General features: G+C 73.0%; 15 protein-coding genes and 1 pseudogene. 7 read left to right on the top strand and 9 right to left on the bottom strand.

All coding sequences use genetic code 11. The features are described from left to right. The first annotated feature begins 5 nt into the window (after positions 1-5). A complete protein-coding gene (gene rplI, locus ACN268_RS21815; RefSeq protein WP_421484788.1) occupies positions 6-452 on the top strand; it encodes a 50S ribosomal protein L9 in 447 nt (148 codons plus the stop codon). Positions 453-562: 110 nt separating this feature from the next. Here the strand turns inward: rplI and ACN268_RS21810 are convergent, their stop codons facing one another. Further along, positions 563-2,236: a hypothetical protein gene (locus ACN268_RS21810; RefSeq protein ID WP_421484787.1), complete on the bottom strand. Its 1,674-nt coding sequence runs from the start codon at positions 2,234-2,236 to the stop codon at positions 563-565. 406 nt (positions 2,237-2,642) lie between these two features. Here ACN268_RS21810 and ACN268_RS21805 point away from each other — a divergent pair, with 406 nt between their 5' ends. Beyond that, the gene (locus ACN268_RS21805) at positions 2,643-6,239 is read left to right on the top strand and encodes a replicative DNA helicase (RefSeq protein WP_421486957.1); all 3,597 of its coding nucleotides are present in this window, start codon (positions 2,643-2,645) and stop codon (positions 6,237-6,239) included. Positions 6,240-6,259: 20 nt separating this feature from the next. Here ACN268_RS21805 and ACN268_RS21800 read toward each other — a convergent pair whose 3' ends face one another. The 5 genes and pseudogenes from ACN268_RS21800 to ACN268_RS21780 form a co-directional block, all read right to left on the bottom strand. Next, on the bottom strand, positions 6,260-7,021 hold the full coding sequence (locus tag ACN268_RS21800; RefSeq protein WP_421484786.1) for a maleylpyruvate isomerase N-terminal domain-containing protein: 762 nt from the start codon (positions 7,019-7,021) through the stop codon (positions 6,260-6,262). Positions 7,022-7,111: 90 nt separating this feature from the next. Continuing rightward, the gene (locus ACN268_RS21795) at positions 7,112-7,537 is read right to left on the bottom strand and encodes a zf-TFIIB domain-containing protein (RefSeq protein ID WP_421484785.1); all 426 of its coding nucleotides are present in this window, start codon (positions 7,535-7,537) and stop codon (positions 7,112-7,114) included. Positions 7,538-7,566: 29 nt separating this feature from the next. After that, positions 7,567-8,199 carry a phosphoribosyltransferase gene (locus tag ACN268_RS21790; RefSeq protein WP_421486956.1) on the bottom strand — a complete coding sequence of 211 codons (633 nt, stop codon included), beginning with the start codon at positions 8,197-8,199 and terminating at the stop codon, positions 7,567-7,569. 9 nt (positions 8,200-8,208) lie between these two features. After that, a pseudogene (locus ACN268_RS21785) lies at positions 8,209-9,513 on the bottom strand (glycosyltransferase 87 family protein); the annotation flags it as partial. Continuing rightward, positions 9,510-12,038: a putative bifunctional diguanylate cyclase/phosphodiesterase gene (locus tag ACN268_RS21780; protein WP_421484784.1), complete on the bottom strand. Its 2,529-nt coding sequence runs from the start codon at positions 12,036-12,038 to the stop codon at positions 9,510-9,512. The pseudogene ACN268_RS21785 and the gene ACN268_RS21780, both read right to left, overlap by 4 nt. 685 nt (positions 12,039-12,723) lie before the next feature. Between ACN268_RS21780 and moaC the strand changes: the two genes are divergently transcribed. The 4 genes from moaC (at position 12,724) to ACN268_RS21760 (ending at position 15,448) form a co-directional block, all read left to right on the top strand. Beyond that, on the top strand, positions 12,724-13,215 hold the full coding sequence (gene moaC, locus ACN268_RS21775) for a cyclic pyranopterin monophosphate synthase MoaC (RefSeq protein WP_421484783.1): 492 nt from the start codon (positions 12,724-12,726) through the stop codon (positions 13,213-13,215). Further along, entirely contained in the window at positions 13,212-13,682 is a 471-nt protein-coding gene (locus tag ACN268_RS21770) for a MogA/MoaB family molybdenum cofactor biosynthesis protein (RefSeq protein ID WP_204925487.1), read from the top strand. The genes moaC and ACN268_RS21770 overlap by 4 nt, the downstream gene beginning before the upstream one ends. 78 nt (positions 13,683-13,760) lie before the next feature. Then, positions 13,761-15,020, top strand: a complete 1,260-nt coding sequence (locus ACN268_RS21765) for a molybdopterin molybdotransferase MoeA (RefSeq protein ID WP_421484782.1) — start codon at positions 13,761-13,763, stop codon at positions 15,018-15,020. Next, entirely contained in the window at positions 15,017-15,448 is a 432-nt protein-coding gene (locus ACN268_RS21760) for a molybdenum cofactor biosynthesis protein MoaE (RefSeq protein ID WP_421486955.1), read from the top strand. The genes ACN268_RS21765 and ACN268_RS21760 overlap by 4 nt, the downstream gene beginning before the upstream one ends. Positions 15,449-15,514: 66 nt before the next feature. On the opposite strand, the gene ACN268_RS21755 is transcribed toward ACN268_RS21760, so the two are convergent. Both ACN268_RS21755 and ACN268_RS21750 read right to left on the bottom strand, forming a co-directional pair. Next, entirely contained in the window at positions 15,515-16,951 is a 1,437-nt protein-coding gene (locus tag ACN268_RS21755) for a glycosyltransferase 87 family protein (RefSeq protein ID WP_421484781.1), read from the bottom strand. A gap of 204 nt (positions 16,952-17,155) precedes the next feature. Continuing rightward, positions 17,156-17,701, bottom strand: coding sequence for a DoxX family protein (locus ACN268_RS21750; protein ID WP_088643621.1), 546 nt, complete (start codon positions 17,699-17,701; stop codon positions 17,156-17,158). Between the two features lie 199 nt (positions 17,702-17,900). Here ACN268_RS21750 and ACN268_RS21745 point away from each other — a divergent pair, with 199 nt between their 5' ends. Next, positions 17,901-18,446: a GNAT family N-acetyltransferase gene (locus ACN268_RS21745; protein ID WP_421484780.1), complete on the top strand. Its 546-nt coding sequence runs from the start codon at positions 17,901-17,903 to the stop codon at positions 18,444-18,446. Between the two features lie 70 nt (positions 18,447-18,516). On the opposite strand, the gene ACN268_RS21740 is transcribed toward ACN268_RS21745, so the two are convergent. Further along, positions 18,517-19,761, bottom strand: a complete 1,245-nt coding sequence (locus ACN268_RS21740) for an AAA family ATPase (protein ID WP_421484779.1) — start codon at positions 19,759-19,761, stop codon at positions 18,517-18,519. Positions 19,762-19,843 lie beyond the last annotated feature (82 nt).

The raw sequence follows: 19,843 nt of genomic DNA, 5'->3' as shown, positions 1-19,843 counted from the left end.
CCGACATGAAGATCATCCTGACTCAGGAAGTTTCCGGTCTCGGTGCCCCCGGCGACATCGTCGAGGTCAAGAACGGCTACGGCCGTAACTACCTGCTGCCGCAGGGCTTCGCGATCAGCTGGACCAAGGGTGCGGAGAAGCAGGTCACGGTCATCAAGCGGGCCCGCTCGGCCCGGGAGATCCGCGACCTCGGCCACGCCAACGAGGTCAAGGGCCAGCTCGAAGGTCTGAAGGTCAGCCTGAAGGTCCGCGCCGGTGACGGCGGTCGGCTCTTCGGCTCGGTCACCCCGGCCGAGGTCGTCGACGCCGTCAAGGCGGCCGGTGGCCCGGTCCTCGACCGTCGTCGGCTGGAGATGCCCGGTCACATCAAGTCGACCGGCTCCTACCCGGTGAAGATCAAGCTGCACCCCGAGGTGTCCGCCACGTTCGACCTCAACGTCGTCCAGGGCTGACCTCACCGCACACGGCATCACCCGTAGTGGCCCGCACCGGCATCCGGTGCGGGCCACTACGCCTTTCCACGACGAGTCGCACACGGCCGGGCCGGCCGTGTCACGCCCGGTCAGCCGATCGGCTGTCCGGTGACCGCGCTGATCATCACGGTGGACAGGCCGCCACCGACCACCGCTGCCGCCAACGCCACCGTCGCCGGCCGCCAGGTCGTCCCGACCCGGCGCAGCAGCACCGCCACCACCAGGCTGCTCAGCAACGACAGACCGAACCGGGGACCACCCGCGACCAGCGAACCCAGCGCGTGGGCCCGGGGCGGCTCACACCCGCCCCCGCTGATGTCCGTGACACAACCGGCCGGCGGCTGACCGTCCAGGGTCAACAACCACAGGAACACCAGCACCGCCGGCACCAGGTAACAGGCGGCCGTGTAGACCAACGGACGCAGCGGACCACCCGGGTCCGGGTCGAGCAGGTCGTCCTCCAGACGACGGTTCCACGAGCCGGCACCCACCGAGCCGATCCGCTCCCGCAGCGAGGACGCCGACGCCGCCCGCCCGGACCCCGCCGCCCGCCCGGACACCGGCTCGGCCCGACGACGCGGAGCCGCCCGGGGACGCGGCGCGGTGTAACCCACCACCGGCGACCGGGGTGCCGACGTCGGCGGGTCCATCCAACGGGGGTCGTCTCCCGCCAGGCGGGTACCCGACCAGAAGCCCTCCGGTTGCTCGCCCCACGGCCAGCCCTCCCCGGTGACCGGCTGTGACGACCGGGGCGGCACCGACCGCTCCCACCCACCCCCGCCGCCAGCATCCCGCCGGTCGGGCCCACCCTGGTCCCACGGGTCGACGCCCGCGCGGTCCGGACGGTCTACCCGGCCCGGGTCCCGGCCGTCCCACCCATCACGGTCCGTGCTCACCGGACCCCAGCGGCCGACGTCCGTCCGGTCCCACTGGGCGGTGTCGGTGAACCGGTCCCACTGGCCGGTGCTGTCGCTCTGCCCCCACCGCGACGACCCGCCGAGACGGTCCCACCGGTCGTCGGTGGCGGGACTCTGCCAATCGTGCACACCGGAGGCGTCCCACGGGTCCACCGCGGGACGGTAGTCCGGTTCCGGCTCGGCCGACCGGCTCCACGGGTCGGCCGCCGGACGGCTCGCCGGGTCGGTCAGGGGCCGGGCCCACGACTCGTCGGTGTTGCGTCGCCGACGCCGGGGCGGCTGCTCGGGAACGGACTCCACGGGCAGGTCGGAATCGTCACCACCGGACCAGATCACCTCCGGACGACGCGACGACGCCCGGCGCGGACGGACCGTCGGCGCCGCCCCGGAGACCGGCTCACCCTCGTCGGCGTCCGCCCGTCGGCTCCCGACGTACCCCTGCTCCTGCTGGGGACGGTCGAAGGTCCACTCCCGGGTGTGGTCGTCGGAGCCGGGGCCCGCGCCTGTCACCCGCGACTCCCGGCGCTCACTCTCCCGCCGCCGCCGGGCCGCCCGCCGGCCCACCCCGGCGGCCCGACGGGTGTCGTCCTCGTCCTCGTCCGGGGCGGCGTGCCGGCCCCGGCCGTCGGCGTGCGCGATGCCCGACTCGACCGCCCAGCGCGGCAGGTAGGCGTCGACAGGCTCCTGCTGGCCACGCTCGACCGCCCGACGCCGACTCGGCGTACGGTAGCGGTCCGTCGAGGAGTATGAATCCGACGGAACCGGGTCGCCGAGGTCGTCCCACGGGGCGATCGGCTGACGCGCGCGCGGGCTGCCCTCCCCGCGCTCCCAGTCCCGGTAACTCACGGCCGGAGCGTGACCCTTCTCAACCGAAAGTGCAATCCGCTGTCCAGGTGTAGCCGTTTCGCAGAGATAGTACGGGAAGACCGACCCAAGAGCCTTACCGGAAAATATTCGTCCACAGGGTGTGGATAGTGAACCAGCAGCTCACAGCGTTGCAGCCCAGAATTCCCCCACAGTTTTCCACAGGCTGTGCACACGCTGCGCACATGGTTGTCCACGCGCGTCCACAGGTTGTCCCGAGGCTCGTCCACCGCGCCGGTTGAGGGTCTGACCTCGCGGTCCGTATCGTGGGGCACCGACCGGTCGCGCGATGGCCCCCCGATCGACCTGACCGGACGGTGTCACCGCCGGCGTACCGCCGGGGCAACCGCGACGCTGTGGAGGGGGAACCGTGTCGATCACCGACGACATGCGGGCGGAGCCCCGGGCCGCGGGGCAGTCGTCCGCCCCGCCGCCCCGCGACGGCCAGTTCGACAAGACCCCACCACAGGACGTCGCCGCCGAGCAGTGCGTCCTCGGCGGCATGCTGCTCTCCAAGGACGCCATCGCCGACGTCGTCGAGATCCTCAAGTCCACCGACTTCTACCGGCCCGTCCACGCCACCATCTTCGACGCGATCCTCGACATCTACGGTCGCGGTGAGCCCGCCGACGGCATCACCGTCGCGGCGGCCCTGGCCGACTCCGGAGACCTCGCCCGGGTCGGCGGCGCCCCCTACCTGCACACCTGCATGGCGGCCGTACCGACCGCAGCGAACGCCTCCTACTACGCCCGGATCGTCGGCGAACGCGCCGTGCTGCGCCGCCTGGTCGAGGCGGGCACCCGGATCGTGCAGCTCGGCTACGGCACCGCCGCCGGTGGCAGCCGGGACGTCGACGACGTCGTCGACCTGGCCCAGCAGGCGGTCTACGAGATCACCGAACGGCGGGTCAGCGAGGACTTCGCGGTGCTCGCCGACATGCTCCAGCCCACCCTCGACGAGATCGAGGCGGTCGGCGCGCAGGGCGGCGTGATGACCGGCGTGCCGACCGGCTTCACCGACCTGGACCGGCTGCTCAACGGCCTGCACCCGGGGCAGCTCATCATCGTGGCCGGCCGCCCCGGTCTGGGAAAGGCGCTGGCGCTCGACACGCTGCTGCCCACCCCGGACGGCTGGACCACCATGGGCGAGGTCGAGGTCGGTGACCGGCTGCTCGCCGCCGACGGCACGCCGACCACCGTCACCGCCGCCTTCGCCGTGATGCACGGGCGGCCCTGCTACGAGGTCGAGTTCTCCGACGGCAGCGTGATCGTCGCCGACGCCGGGCACCTGTGGCGGACCACCACCCGGACGCGGGCCCTCGCCCCGGCGGGCGGCACACCGGCCGACGCGGCCCAGGACCCTGCCGAGGTCGGGGACGGCGTACTCACCACGGCACAGATCGCGGCGACGCTGCGTACCGGACCGGAGGGACGCCCCCGCCACGCCGTCGCCACCTGCGCCCCCCTGCAACTGCCCGAGCGGGCGGTGCCCATCCCCCCGTACGGCCTGGGCGGCTGGCTCGGCGACGGCCGGGCCGACCCGGGGCACCTGGCCGCATCCTTCCTGACGACGCTGCGGGAGATCGGTGTCCTCGCGGACAAGCACATCCCCCGCGACTACCTGCGCGGCTCCGAGGCGCAACGTCGGGCGCTGCTCGCCGGGCTGATGGACACCGCCGGCACCCTCACCCCGACCGGCGAGCACCGGTACACCTCGGTCTCGCGGCGGCTCGCCGGCGACGTACGGGAACTCGTGGTGGGTCTCGGCTACCGCTGCACGCTGACCGAGCAGCCGGCACCCGGCCGGACCGGGACGACGTACACGGTCGCCTTCGCCACCCCGGACGCCGTCTTCCGCCGGGAGCCCAGGGCATCCGCCGAGGCCGTCCGCCTGCGCACCGACCCGGGTGTGCGGTACGTGGTGGACGTCCGGCCGGTGGCCAGTGTGCCGGTGCGGTGCGTGACCGTCGACAACCCGGACCACCTCTACCTGGCCGGCCGGTCGATGATCCCCACCCACAACAGCACGGCCAGCATGGACTTCGCCCGTAACGCGGCGATCCGGGCCAACCAGGCCGCCGCCATCTTCTCGCTGGAAATGAGCAAGGTCGAGATCGTCATGCGGCTCCTCTCGGCCGAGGCGCGGGTCCCGCTGCACGTGCTGCGCAGCGGTCAGCTCTCCGACGACGACTGGACCAAGCTGGCCCGCTGCATGGGTGAGATCAGCGAGGCGCCGCTGTTCGTGGACGACACCCCGAGCATGAACCTGATGGAGATCCGGGCGAAGGCGCGGCGGCTCAAGCAGAAGCACGACCTCAAGATGATCGTCGTCGACTACCTCCAGCTGATGACCTCACCGAAGCGCACCGAGAGCCGTCAGCAGGAGGTCGCGGACCTGTCCCGTGGCCTGAAGCTGCTGGCCAAGGAGGTCGAGTGCCCGGTGATCGCGGTCAGCCAGCTCAACCGTGGCCCGGAGCAACGTACCGACAAGCGGCCTCAGTTGTCCGACCTGCGCGAATCGGGCTGTCTGACTGCGGAGACCCGACTGATCCGGGCCGACACCAATGCGGAAGTCACCATGGGCGAGCTGCTGAAGGCCGGGACGAGGGAAATCCCGGTCTGGGCGCTCGACGAGAATCTGCGGTACTCGCCCCGGACCATGACGCACGTCTTCCCCAGCGGTCGGCGCGAGGTGTTCCGGCTGACCCTCGCGTCGGGAAAGCAGATCGACGCGACGGCGAACCATCCTTTCCTCACCTTCGCCGGGTGGGTGCCGCTCGGTGAGTTGGCTGTCGGAGCGCGGCTGGCTACGCCGAGACACCTGCCCCCGCCGCTGGCGATCCGGCCGTGGGTGGAGGCGGAGGTGGTACTGCTCGCGCACCTGCTTGGTGACGGTTCGTTCGTCAGACGCCAGCCGATCCGGTACGCCAGCAGGGACGAGGAAAACCTGGTGGCAGTGGCCGAGGCCGCGAAGCACTTCGGAATCAGCGCCGTACGGGACGAGTACGAGGCCGCCCGGGTCACGACGCTCCGGCTGCCCGCACCGTACCGACTGGCCCGTGGACGGCGTAATCCGATTGCAGAATGGCTCGACGGGCTGGGGCTCTTCGGCCTGCGTTCGCACGAGAAGTTCATTCCGCAGACGATCTTCAGTATGCCCAAGGAGCAGGTAACGCTTTTCCTGCACCACCTGTGGTCGACCGACGGCTCGGTCCATGTCAACAAGTCGGGTAGGGGCGGACGTGTCTACTTCTCCTCCACCAGTCGCCGAATGCTTGAAGACATCTCCCGGCTCCTCCTGCGGTACGGCATCACCGCACGCCTCAAAGTCGTTCCGGTGGCTGACCACCGTCCCCAGTACACCCTCGACATCTCGGGCCGGGACGACCAACTGCGGTTCCTGCGGGAGATCGGGGTGCACGGGGAGCGCGCGGCTGCATGCGAAGCGCTGCTTACCGTGTTGGAGACGGCCGTGAGCAACACCAACGTCGACACGGTGCCGACCGAGGTGTGGAACCAGGTTCGGGATGTCCTGGTGGAGCGGGGCATCAGCCATCGCGAGTTCGCCCGGGCAATAGGTACACAATTCTGCGGCAGCGCGCTGTGGAAGCGCGCACCGAGCCGATCCCGACTGGCGAAGATCGCCTCGGTGCTCGACGCCGCCGACCTCGAACTGCACGCCACCAACGACATCTTCTGGGACGAGATCACCTCGATCGAGTCGCTCGGCGAGCAGGACGTTTTCGACGCGACGGTACTCGGCACACACAATTTCGTCGCCAACGGGATCGCCACCCACAACTCGATCGAGCAGGACGCGGACGTCGTCATCCTGTTGCACCGCGACGACTACTACGACAAGGAATCGCCGCGCGCCGGGGAGGCGGATTTCATTGTTGCCAAGCACAGAAATGGGCCCACCGACTCGATCACGGTGGCGGCCCAACTGCACCTGTCCCGCTTCGTCGATATGGCGATCGTCTGACCCGACGCCGGGTCGGCGACTCAGCCGAGTAGTGGGAACCAGCCGGCGGCCTCGCCCAACGCCACCCGGTCCCGGTCGGTCAGCGGCTCCCGACCGGTGGCCTTGCCCAGGTACGTCAGGTCGTCCCAGTCGGCGGGCCGCACCGCGTCGTCGCTGAGCAGGCCGTCCATGGTGGCGACCGCGACCTCGACGGCCAGCACTCCGGGCGGCGGTGCGGCCGGCAGGTCGGGCACCAGGTCGAGGTGGTGCACGACGGCCTCGGTGGTCAGCGTGGCCAGGAAGTCGGGCACCCGTAGCACGTGCCCCTGGGTGGTGACGCAGCCCTGCGGGTCGGCGGCACCCGCCGCGTGTACGGCGGCCGGGGCGGTGTCCGCCCAGATCCGGACCACGCCGGTGGGCCGGTCGAAGGCGGCGGCCGAACGGCGGATCCACCACGCGTGCCGGGCCGCCGCGTCGGGATCGGCACCCGCCGGGAACGACCGCCAGTAGCTGACGTCGTCGGTGTCGGCCGGCCCCTCGGCGGGGCTGGCCAGCGTGACCAGCGCCCGTTGGGCGTCGCCGAGCAGGTGGAAGAGCAGGTCGGCGACGACCCAGCCCCGACACCGGGTGGGGCGTTGCAGGGCGTCGTCGTCGAGGTCGGCGACCACCCGGGTGATGCCGTCGTAGGCCTGCGCCAACGCGGTGTGCTGCCGGACGAACGTCATGCCGTGCAGCGTCGCACGGTCGGCATGCTCCGGCATCCGGACCCGGGAGACGCTGTTCCTGGCGCTCAGCCTGGTCACCCGACGGCGGCCGTAACCCTGTGCGGTCGACGGCGGTGACGGGACCGGGCCGGGCGCGGGAGGACCCGGCCCGGCCGTCGACGGAACCGGTCAGCCGAACATCTCGTCGAGGAAACCCTTGTGCTTCTTGCGCTTGTAGTGGCCGTGGTAGCCGTGGTGCTGCGGGTGGCCGTAGCCACCGTGGCCGCCGTACGCGGGCTGCGGCGGGTAACCCGGCGGCGGCGGGGGCGGCGGCACGGCACCGTAGCCCGGCTGGTGGCTCGGGGCGGGCGGCGGTGGAGGTGGCGGCGGATATCCGCCCGGTGCCTGGACGTGCTGCTGACCGGGAGCGGCCCCCGGCTGACCGGGCGTGGCCCCACTGCGCTGCCGGTTCCAGTTCGCCTCGGCCTCGAACAGCTTTTCGAGTTCGCCGCGGTCCAGGAAGATCCCCCGGCACTCGCCGCACTGGTCGATGACGACTCCGCTGCGCTCGTACTGGCGCATATCTCCGTGACACTTGGGACAGGTGAGCTGCATCGTTCGACGGTACCCGGTCGGCGCAGCATTCAGGCGGTGGCGATCAGCGCCGAGATCACCTCGTCGTCGTCGACCTCGTGGAAGTCGTCGTAGTAGGCGCTGACCGCGGTGAAGCCGGCCGGGTGCTGCGGACAGACCACCTCGTCGGCCTCGGCGGCGAGCATCTCGTACGCCTGCTGCGCGCCGACCGGCACCGCGACCACCACCCGCCGGGCGCCGAGCTGCCGGGCGACCTGCACGGCGGCGCGGGCGGTGGCACCGGTGGCCAGCCCGTCGTCGACGATCAGGGCGGTACGTCCGGTCAGGTCGAGCGGGGGTCGACCGTGCCGGTAACGGGCCTCCCGGCGGTCGAGTTCGGCCTGTTCACGGTGTTGCACCTCGGCGCGGTCGGCCGGGTCGAGCGGGGCGGCGACCTGGTCGTTGAGGACCCGGACCCCGCCGGGGCCGAGCGCGCCGAAGGCCACCTCGGGTGCCCCGGGGAGGCCGAGCTTGCGGACCACCAGCACGTCGAGCGGTACGCCGAGCCGGTCGGCGACGATCCGGGCCACCGGCACCCCGCCGCGTACCAGACCGAGCACGACGACGTCGGGCCGATTGGTCAGTGCGGTGAGCCGTTCGGCGAGGCGACGGCCGGCGTCGACGCGGTCGCGGTAGCTGCTCATGTCCTCAGGTCTACGCCCTGTGGGCAGGATGCGTCGGGAACTCGGCGGAACCGGTGCCGGGCGGGTGGTGAGGGCGGCGGCCCAGGCCAGCAGGGCGATCGGGTAGAGCAGGTAGCCGAAGCGGGTGGTCGGCATCAGCAGGATCGCGGCGAGCAGGCCGTACCCGCAGAGCAGCGTGGTGGCGGCGGCGGTGCGGGGCGGGCGGCGGACGAGCCGGACGGCGATCGCGGCGCCGACGGCGACGAGCAGTGCGGCGGCGACGACCCGGCCGCCGGGCAGGGCGGTGGCGATCAGGTGGCCGGGGAACGGGGACTGGGCGGGGCTGGTGACCTGGCCGTGGCCGAGCGGGAAGCGCAGCACGTTCTCCACCAGCGCGTCCCGGTCGACCAGCAGGGCGGGGAGCAGGGCGAGGGCGGGCAGCCCGAGCGCGCCGGCCGCCACCCGCAGCCCGGCCCGTCGGGTCACCCCCCAGAAGATCAGGACCAGCGCGACCGGCCAGGCGAACAGTTTCAACGCGCCGGCCAGCCCCACCGCCAGCCCGGCCCCGCCGGGCCGGCCGGTGGCGGCGAACGCCAGCGCCAACAGGCAGAGCGCGAGTACGGGCAGGTCGTCGCCGCCGGTGGCGAGGGTGAGCGCGCAGATCGGCAGGACGGTCGCCGCCTGCACGCCGCGCAGCACCGCCGGTGGCCCGGCCCGCCCGCCGGTGCTCGGGTCGGGACGGCGTAGCGCGGCCACGGCCCAGGCCAGGGCTGCGGCGGTGACCAGCGCGAACCAGACGCGGGAGTCGGTCCACCAGGTGTCGGCGGCGGCCCGGGGCAGCCCGAACAGCGCCATCCCCGGCTGGTAGGGGGTGTAGCCGAGCAGCCGTTCGTCGGCGGGCAGCGCGGCGATGGCGTCCGGCCCGAGGTAGGGGGTGCCGTGCTCGGCGAGCCGGATGCCGGCCTGCTCGACCACCACCACCTCCTCCTGGGCCCGGTCGGTGCGCCCGGCGGCCCGCTGCCCGGCCTGTACGACCAGGGGGAGCAGGGCGGTGCCGGCCCAGGCGAGGCCGGTGACCACGGCGCGGGCGGTGGTGCCGGCCAGCCCGGGTCGGTGGCGGCGGAGGAGGAACTGGGTGGCGACCAGGATCGTCGCGGCGAGGTAGCCGACGGCGGCGACGCCACCCCAGGCCCGGTGCGGGGGCAGGGTGGAGGTGGCGGCGGTGACGGCGGCGAAGGTCGCGGAGAGCAGGTAGAGGCCGAGGTCGAGGGCGAGTCCGCCGGCTGCGGTGTCGACGGCCCGCAGGCGGCGGGCGGCACGGTCGGCGGCGGTCACGCCGGCAAGTGTGGCAGACCCGTCGAACGGTTCCGGGCGGGCTGGCGGCGGCCGGGGGTGCTGAGTCGGATGACCGCGCCGGTGTCGTGCAGCGGGGTGGCGAGACTGCCGGGGCGGCCACCGGAGCCTCGTTGCAGTGCGGCGAGGAGCGTGCCGGCCGGCAGCGGGCGGGCGAACAGGTGTCCCTGGCCGGCGGCGCAGCCGAGCGACCACAGGGCCCGGCGTTGCGGTTCGCTCTCCACGCCCTCGGCGACGACAGCCAGGTCGAGGCTGCGGCCGAGGTCGAGGGTGGAGCGGATGACGGCTGCCGCCTCGGCGGAGCTCTCCATCGCGGTGACGAAGCTGCGGTCGATCTTCAGCTCGTGTACGGGGATGCGGGAGAGCAGGGAGAGCGACGAGTAGCCGGTGCCGAAGTCGTCGAGGGCGAGCCGGATGCCGGAGTCGCGCAGCCGGTTGAGTACCCGGTCGACCACGTCGAGCTGGCTGAGGGTGAGTGTCTCGGTCAGCTCCAGGACGAGTCGGTCCGGGGGGAAGTCGTGGGCCTGGAGCCGGGCCAGCACCGCGCCGGGGAATCGGGCGTCGAGCAGGCTGCGGGGTGAGACGTTGACCGAGACGGGCAGGTCGAAGCCGGCGGTCCGCCAGCCGACGGCGGCGACGAGGGCCTGGTCGAGGATGGCCTCGGCGAACGCGGGGAGCATGCCGGAGCGTTCCACCGCCTCGATGAAGCGCAGCGGGTCGATGACCCCGTGCCGGGGGTGGTGCCAGCGGGCCAGTGCCTCGGCTCCGGTCACCTCGCCGGTGCCGAGGTCGACGATGGGCTGGAAGTTGACGGTGAACTCGTGGTCGGCCACCGCGCGGGGCAGTTCACCGCCGAGGGTGAGCCGGCGCAGGTCGGCGGTGTCCCGGGTGGGGGCGTACGTGGCGATCCGTTGGCCGGCCCGCTTGGCCTGGTACATGGCGACGTCGGCGCGGCGCAGCAGTTCGGGCATGCCGCCGGTGGCGGGGGCCGCCGCGATGCCGCCGCTGGCCTCCACGCTGATCCGCATGCCGTCCACGTCGATCGGTTCGTGCAGGGCGCCGAGCAGGGTCTCGGCCCGGTGGGCGGCGATGGCGGGGGCGGGCAGGTTGCGCATCAGTACGGCGAACTCGTCGCCGCCGAGGCGGGCGACCAGGTCCTCGTCGCGGGCGGCGGCGCGCAGCCGGTCGGCGACCCGCATCAGTACCTGGTCACCGGCGGCGTGGCCGAGGGTGTCGTTGACCTCCTTGAAGTGATTGAGGTCGATCAGGACGAGGGCGGTCACCCCCTCGGCGTGCCGGGTGCCGAGCTGTTCGGTGCCCCGGTCGAGCAGTTGCCGGCGGTTGGCCAGGCCGGTGAGCGCGTCGTGGCTGGCGGCGTGGGCGTGTTCGGCGGCGACCCGGGCGAGTTCGGCGTACGCCTGGGCGTTGCGGACGGCCGTGCACAACGCGGAGGCGAAGGTGCGCAGGGTGTACTGCTCGCGTTCGTTGAGCCGGACCGGCCCGCGGAACCGCAGCCGCAGCATCCCGACGTCGACGGTGCGGTCGTGGCCTTCGAGGCGGGCGGGCAGGACGGTGCCCTCGATCTCACTCGGGGTGCCGGAGGGGCCGTCGTAGGTGATGGTGCCGCTCGCGCCCCGGACGGTGCGGCCGGCGTCGCGCAGCTCGATCTCGACCTCGTCGGCGGAGAAGAGTTCGGTGGCCTGGGTGACGGCGGTGGTGAGGACCTTGTCCAGGTCGACCACGTTGAGCGCGTCGGTGGTGCGGGCCAGTCGTTGCCAGGCCTGTTGCTCGGTGCGGGACTTGACCTGGTTGGAGTAGAGCAGGTGCAGGCTGAGCACCAGGGGTGGCACGGCGAGCAGGAGCCGGGGGTCGGCCTGGAGGATGGCCAGGGTGACGGCGATCAGGACGAACCGCGCCAGCGCGCTGGTCAGGCGTAGGCCGAGGTCGTCGGAGAAGAGCCGGGGCAGCGGGGTGCCGGTGGCCATCGCGATGACCGGCAGGGTGAGCAGTTCGTCGAGGACCACGGCGACGACGTAGGCGAGCCCGATCATGCCGATGGCGTTCGGCAGGTCGGTGTCCTGCGGCGACCAGCCGAGGGTGTGCAGCGCGACGCCGCCGGCGGCCGCCAGCAGCATGCTCTTGGCGATGCCGAAGGTGGTCTTCAGCGGTCCGCGCTTCATGGACAGCAGGGCGACCGCGACGCCCGTCCCGGTGGTCAGGACGACCAGGGGCGCCGGTGCGACGGCCAGCCCGAGGACGATCGCCGTCTCGCTCCAGGAGACCGCGTGGACGGTGGCCCGGATGCGGATCTGCCAGTTGATCCGGACGCTGAGCGCGGCCATGAAGGCCAGCGCGACGGACCGGGTGAGGTCGCCGCCGGTGAGGTCGAGGTGGACCAGTTGGTAGAGGGCGACGACCGCCGCTGCGGTGGCCACCACGCAGACGAGGCCGACGTGCAGCGTCAGCTGCCGCTCGGCCTCCGTCTTGCCTTCGTCCGGTCGCGCCACCGTGTCCTCGACAACCACTCCGTGTCGCTGAGCAGAGGCCAAGGCTACGTGGGGTCACACCGCCACCACAATCGTTCAGAGCCACTCGTGTGCGGACATCGCGTTCGCCCTCCCCTGATCGTTGTCGCCGACCCTGCGGTCGGGATCTGACAGGGGACAGCCTAAGGGCGGTTAGGCCGTTTTTGGAGGTATAAATGTAACTATGAGCGATAGGTGAGAATTGAGTGCACCTTGGTGACTTTCCGTTTCCGCGGGGAAACGGAGTGCTGAGCGCTCCCGACGGTTCTCGTTAACGCTAGATAATGGTGCAGGCGGCGGCTTCGCGACATCGGGTGAGAGGGGCCGTTTGCCGTACGTCGAGGTGACCGGCTGTGTGAGTGCGACAGATCACCCGATTGTGGAACGCAGCGTAGTCGTCTCGGCGCGGTGGTGCCAACGGGGGCGAAGCGGCCCGGTGGCGATTCGCGACCGCGACGCGACGGAGGGTTTCTCGGGTGTGACGATCTCGCGCGTGATGGTGTTTCCCGCTCTACCGCCGACACGAGAACCTATTAGTGGCGGCCGATGAAATCGACGATGAACCACCGATCACGAATCGTCCCCGCGCGCTCGGCACTCCTGTTCCCGGGTCGCCGTCACGCCCGGACGTACCCCCGGATCGGAGCACCCCGCTAGGCTCGCTGACGTGACCGATCCCGCGCAGCTCAGCCACGTCGACGCCGCGGGTGCGGCCCGCATGGTCGACGTCTCCGCCAAGCCGGTGTCCGGCCGGGTCGCCGTGGCCGCCGGGCGGCTGCGCACCACCGTCGAGGTGGTGGAGCTGCTGCGCCGCGACGGGCTGCCCAAGGGCGACGCGCTGGCCGTCGGCCGGCTCGCCGGCATCATGGGCGCCAAGCGCACCCCCGACCTGATCCCGCTGTGCCACCCGATCGCCCTGCACGGCGTCACCGTCGACCTCGAACTCACCGACGACACCGTCGAGATCACCGCCACCGCCCGCACCGCCGACCGGACGGGGGTGGAGATGGAGGCGCTGACCGCCGTCGCCGTCGCCGGGCTGGCCCTGATCGACATGGTCAAGGCGGTCGATCCGGCCGCCGCCGTGGACGGCGTCCGGGTGTTGAGCAAGTCCGGCGGCAAGACCGGCGAGTGGGTCCGCCCGCAGGACCGGCCGTGATCCGGGCCCGGGTCGTCGTGGCGTCCAACCGGGCCGCCGCCGGGGTGTACGCCGACACCAGCGGGCCGCTGCTCGTCGCCGGTCTGCGCGAGCTGGGCTGCCAGGTCGACGAGCCGGTGGTGGTGCCCGACGGCGAACCGGTAGGCGAGGCGCTGCGTGCCGCCCACGCCGACGGGATCGACGTGGTGCTGACCAGCGGCGGCACCGGCATCAACCCGACCGACCGGACCCCGGAGGTGACCCGGGCGCTGCTCGACCACGAGATCCCCGGCATCGCCGAGGCGATCCGCGCGTACAGCCGGGACCGGGTGCCGACCTCGGCGTTGTCCCGGGGGGTCGCCGGGGTGCTGGGCCGGATGCTCGTGGTCAACCTGCCCGGCTCGCGGGGCGGCGCGAAGGACGGGCTGGCCGTGCTCGGGCCGATCCTCGGCCACGCGGTCGACCAGTTGCGCGGCGGCGACCACTGACCGCACGCCCGGCACGGCGGCGATAGGCTCGCGGGGGTGTACGCGGAGCGCCGCGTCCCGTCCGAACGGAGGCCCCCGGTGAGCACGGAAACCGCCGCCGCCGCGGCCCAGGTCGCCGCGCCGCCGCCGGCCGGCTGGGAGGAGGCCCGCTCCCGGGTGTACGCGGTCGGCCTCGCCGCCGCCCTGCCCCCGGTGCAGCGGGCACTGGCCGACGCCGACGGGTACACCCTGGCCGCGCCGTTGACGACCCGGACCGACCTGCCGGCCTTCCCCACCTCCAGCGTCGACGGCTGGGCGGTACGCGGGGCCGGCCCGTGGGACGTCGTGGGACGGGTGCTCGCCGGGCAGACCCCGGCCGGGCTGACCGCCGACGGCACCACCGTGGAGATCGCCACCGGCGCGATGGTTCCCACCGGGACGACCGCCATCCTGCGGATCGAGGACTCGCGGCGTACCCCGGACGGCCGGGTGACCGGCACGCCACGCCCGAACCCGGAGTGGCGGGAGCCGGGCGAGGAGGCGGTGGCCGGCGAGGAGCTGCTGCCGGCGGGCACCCCGGTCGACCCGGCGCTGATCGGGCTGGCCGCCTCCTGCGGGCACGACCAGCTCACGGTGCGCCGCCAACCGCGCGCCGCGCTGCTGGTCTTCGGCGACGAACTGCTCACCGCCGGTCCGCCCGGGTCGGGCCGGGTCCGCGACGCGCTCGGCCCCGCCGTACCGTCCTGGCTGCGCCGCTACGGCTGCCAGGTGCGGCCGTCCGACGTGGTCGGCCCGGTGGCGGACACCCTCCCCGCCCACGTGGCCGCCCTGCGCGGGGCGCTCGCCGGGGCCGACCTGGTCTGCACCACCGGCGGCACCATGCACGGCCCGGTCGACCACCTGCACCCCGCGTTGGAGGCGCTGGGGGCCGACCACGTGGTGAACACGGTCGCCGTGCGGCCCGGTTTCCCGATGCTGCTGGCCCGGCTGGTCGACGCCGACGGGCGGGTGCGTTTCGTGGCCGGGCTGCCGGGCAACCCGCAGTCCGCGATCGTCGCCCTGGTGTCGCTGGTCGCGCCGCTGCTCGCCGGGCTCCAGGGCCGGGCGCTGCCGGCGTTGCCCCAGGCCACCCTCGCCGGGCCGGTGCCCGGTCGGGGCGACTACACCCACCTGGCGCTGGTCCGGCTGGACCGGGCCGCCGGCACCGCCCACCCGGTCCGCCACGTCGGGTCGGCGATGCTGCGCGGGCTCGCCGGCGCGGACGGGTTCGCGGTGATCCGGCCGGGCACCTCCGGCGAGGTCGGGGCCCGGGTGCCGGTCGTACCGCTGCCGTTGCTGCCCGGGGAGCGTACGTGGTGACGACCGGCCCGGCGACGGCCCTGCTCGCGGTCACCGACCAGCCGCTGGACCTGGCCGCGCACGAGGCGGCGGTGGCCGACCGGCGGGCCGGCGCGGTGGTCTCCTTCCAGGGCGTGGTCCGCGACCACGACCACGGTCGACCGGTGACGCTGCTGGAGTACGAGGGCCACCCGAGCGCCGTCGAGACGCTGCGCGCGGTGGCCGCCGAGATCGCCGCCGATCCCGACGTGTACGCGGTGGCCGTGTCGCACCGGATCGGCCGGCTCGACATCGGAGACGTGGCGCTGGTGGCGGCGGTCAGCACGGCACACCGGGCGGCGGCCTTCGTGGCCTGCGCGCGGCTGGTCGACGAGGTGAAGGCGCGACTGCCGATCTGGAAGCGGCAGGTCTTCGCCGACGGCACCGAGGAGTGGGTCAACTGCCCCTGAGCCCGCCGTCGGGAGTCGCCGGGCCGGCCGGGGTCGGCTGTCCGCGGTGGAGCGGGACGGGCGGGGTCAGCGGCGGCCGGCGGTGGCGCGGGACGGGCGGTCGGCGTAGAAGGCGGGCTCGGCACCGGGCCGCCAGGGCAGCGCGGCGACCAGCACGATCAGCGCCAGCGCGAGCGAGTTCTCCATGAGCGCGCCGAACAGGCCGTTCTGGTAGTGCGACACCTCGGGGAGCTTGTGCTCGTACGGCCAGATCGGTGAGATCAGGAAGAGCAGGTACAACCCGAGCGCCGCCACGCCGTGCCGCAGCCCGGTCAGCGTCGGGTACCAGATCGGCGGGCGCAGCCCGTTCACCCCGGGCGGCCCGCCGAACGCCTGCTGGCCGGTGCGCAGCGACAACCCCCGGCTCGCCTCACGGCGGCGCACGGCGGCGTCGGCGAGTACGACGATCGCCGGGATGACCCAGACCAGGTGGTGCGACCAGGAGATCGGGCTGATCACGTTGGCGGTCAGTCCGACCAGGGTGAACGCGGTCAACTCGTCGCCGTCGGCGCGGGCGTTGGCGGCCCGGGACAGCCCGACGGCCAGGATCAGCACCGAGAACGCCAGCCAGAGCAGGCCGGGCGTCTCGATCGAGTCGTAGAGCCGGGCCAGCAGACCGGCCAGCGACTGGTTGGGCGTCATGTCGGCCGCCCCGACCCGTTCGGTCTGCCACAGCACGCCGCCGAAGTAGGCCCGCGACTCGGTGCCGACCAGGGCGAAGCTGCCCAGGGTGACGCCGATGGTGGTGCCGACGGCGGTGGCGGCGACCCGCCACTGCCTGGTGATCAGCAGGTAGGCGATGAACAGCGCCGGGGTGAGCTTGACGGCGGTGGCCAGGCCGATGCCGACTCCGGCCCAGGACCCGCTGTAGAGCAGCCGCAGGAACGGGCCGTCGGTGTCGCGCCCGTGGCTGCCGCGCCGGGAACGCCAGCGCAGGCCCACCAGGTCCGCCATGATCAACGCGAACAGGAGCAGATTGACCTGGCCGTACCCCAGGGTCTCCCGGACCGGTTCGATGGCGGTGGCCATCGGCGTGGCGATGGCCACGGTGAACCAGAGCGGCCAACCGAGCCGGTCGACGATCGGACGCAGCAGCGCGGCGAGGACCACCGCCAGGGCGGCGATGCTGCCGGCCGCGTTGATCCACCCGGCCACCTCGATCGGCAGCCCCGCCATCGGCAGCATGGCCAGCGCGGCGAAGGGAGGGTAGGTGAAACCCAGCGTGGTGGTGGGCGCGATGAACTCGTACAACTCGTGCCCGCTCGCCCACCACACCACCGCGCCGTGGTAGATCTTCATGTCGAAGAAGTTGTACGGCCGCCCGAAAGCACCGATGGCGAGCCATGCGGCATAGGCGACGGCGGCCACGATGCCGGTCCGTACGACTGTCCTACGATCGATCCCACGCGTTGCGCGACGCACCGGGGCGAGGCGGTCCGCACGTCTACCGACGGTTGTCGGCATGGCGTGGCCACCCCCGTACCAAGGTCGTCCTACCCGTCCAGGTCCGGTAGGGAGCCTAGAACGGCGCCTCACGTTGCTGCCTCCCGCGTTATCCGACCGTGTCCGATCCCACACCAGTTTTTGACATTTCCACCGCGTTAACGGGTGTCGGGCGGTTCAGGTAATTCGTGGCCTTGCGGGGGGTGATGGCCGAATCGATGCAGGTCAGCCGGGAAGCCGACGGGCGGCGGCGGCCGACCGGACGGCGATCCGGGCCTCCCGCCGGGCGGTGCGCACCGCGCGCCCCACCGAGCGTCGGGAGTGGCCGATGCGGTGACCGGCCCGCCAGCGCAGACCCGGCCTGCCCTCGGTGTCGGCGGCGGCGAGCAGCAGACCACCGAAGAGCCCGAGGTTCTTCAGGAAGTGCACCTGGTTGTTGTTCCGGGTCGCCTGATCGTCGTTGCTCCAGAACGGGTGACCGGCGGCGGTGGTGGGCACCAGCGTACCGGCCAGGACCAGCGCGGCCGGCCGGGTGAACTTCCCGGTGGCCAGCATCAGACCGGCGGTGAACTGCACGGCGGCGTTGGCCCGGATCAGGGTCTCGGTGTCGGTGGGGAGCTGCGGCGCGACCTGCTGGATCAGCGGTGTGACCCGGTCGGTGACCGGCTTGGCCGCCGGGACGAGCCGGTGGGGGTGCTGAAAGTTGCGGGCGCCACTGACCACGAAGATGCCGCTCAACATGACACGGGCGAGGGAGCGCACGGGTTTCATGGCTCAGTCATACCCCGTTTGACGCCCTGCTATCCGGGCAATGGCCGATCCGCGGCGGTCCGCGTGTCGACGGTCCGCATCGGCGCGTCAACCCCCGCGCGGGCCGGCGGCCGTGCGTACCGGCAGGCGGAGGCGGTGCGCCACGCCGAATGGAGCGACCGTCGCTGATGGACGGGCTCCGACCGGTAACGTCGCGCGGGTGACGACCCTTCGGCTGCGTCCCGAGGGCCCGGCCGACGCCGGCCCGGTCCGTCGGGTGCTGGCCGCCGCCTTCGCCCGCCCCGACCGCACCACCCCCGGTGAGGTCGCGCTCGTCGACGAGCTGCGCGGCAGCGCGGCGTGGCTGCCGGAACTGGCGATGGTCGCCGAGTACGGCGGCGAGGTGGTCGGGTACGCGCTGCTCACCCGGGTGCAGGTCGAGGCCGACCGGGTCCGCGTCCCGGCGCTGGTGCTCGGGCCGGTGGCGGTGGCCCCGCACCGGCAACGGGTCGGGCACGGCACGGCGGTGGTGCAGGCCGCGTTGGAAGCCGCCACCGAGCTGGGCGAACGGCTGGTGGTGGTGCTGGGCGACCCGGCGTACTACAGGCGGTTCGGCTTCACCCGGGCCGACCGGATGGGGCTGGTCAGCCCCTGGTCGGGGCTGGGGGAGCCGTGGCAGGCGCTCGTGCTGCCGCCGGAGGTCAGCGACGCGCCGCCGCCACCGCGCGGCGAGGTGGTCTTCCCGCCCCCCTGGTCCCGGGTCTGACCCCGGGGGCCTCGCGGTCCCTGTGTCCGGTGCCGGCCGGCGGTTCCGGTCGCAGCGCGGCCGGCGCGGATCAGGCCGGCTGGGTACGCAGGTAGCGGCCGAAGTGCGGGACGGTGAAGGCGACCGTGCCGCGTTCCCCGGAGTAGATCAGCCCCTTCTTGATCAGCGCGTCCCGGGCCGGGGAGAGGCTCGCCGGCTTGCGGCCCAGGGCACGGGCGATCTCGGCGGTCGGCACCGCGGCGTCCATGTCGTCCCGACCACCGCCGTCGACCTCGCCCGCCACCTGGGACAGGGTCGCCATCGCCCGCATGTACTCGCGTTCGGCGGGGGTGGCCCGCTCGAACCGGGAACCGAAGAAACCGACCGCCAGCTCCGCCTCCGCCTCCGGCGCGGCGACCCGCACGTCCGCGGCGGTGATCGGGGAGCGGGGCGCGTGGTCCCAGGTCGCCTTCCCGTACGCCTGCACGAAGTACGGGTAGCCGCCTGACGACTCGTAGAGCAGGTCGAGGGCCTTCTGCTCGTACTCCACCTGCTCCCGCCCGGCCGGCGCGCACAGTGCCTGGTCGGCGGCGATCCGGTCCAGCCGGTCGATCCGCAGGTAGCGGAACAGCCGCTCGGAGTACGACTTGGCGGCGCTGAGCACCGCCGGCAGGTGCGGCAGGCCCGCGCCCACCACGATCAGCGGCGCACCGAGCTGCGACAGCTCGTGGCAGGCCGCGCAGAGCGCCGAGATGTCCTCCGCGCCGAGATCCTGCATCTCGTCGATGAAGACGGCGATGCCGGTGCCCACGTCCCCGGCGACCGCCGCCGCGTCGGTGAGCAGCTCCACCAGGTCGATCTCGATGTCGCCGGAGTCGGCCCGGCCGCTGCTGGCCGGCACGTCGATGCCCGGCTGCCACCTGTCGCGCAACCGGGGGGCCGCGCCGGCCCGCCCGGTGGTCGGCACGCTGCGCTGCGCGAACGCCTTGAGTACGCCGAGGAAGGCGTCGATCCGGTCCGGCGCGCGGTGCCGGGGGGCCAGTTCCCGGACCGCCATGTGCAGGGCGGCGGCGATCGGCCGGCGCAGCGACTGGTCCGGCCGGGCCTCGATCTTGCCGGTGCCCCAGAGCTGGTTGATCGCCTGCGAACGCAGGGTGTTGAGCAGCACCGTCTTGCCGACCCCCCGCAGGCCGGTGAGCATCAGGCTGCGTTCGGGGCGTCCCCTGGCGATCCGTTCCAGCACCACGTCGAAGACGTCCAGCTCCCGCCCCCGCCCGGCGAGTTCGGGCGGGCGCTGACCGGCGCCCGGGGCGTACGGGTTGCGGACCGGATCCACGCATCGCACAGTATCGGGCGCTCTAGCCTGCGGACTAGAGATGCGTAGACGGGGCTACCGGCGTGTCGCCGACCCACCCTCG

The sequence above is a fragment of the Micromonospora sp. WMMD735 genome, from assembly GCF_049178995.1.
Taxonomy (GTDB): Bacteria; Actinomycetota; Actinomycetes; order Mycobacteriales; family Micromonosporaceae; genus Micromonospora; species Micromonospora wenchangensis.
The sequence above is the reverse complement of the archived record's forward strand: the minus strand, read 5'-3'. Positions and strand labels throughout refer to the sequence as shown.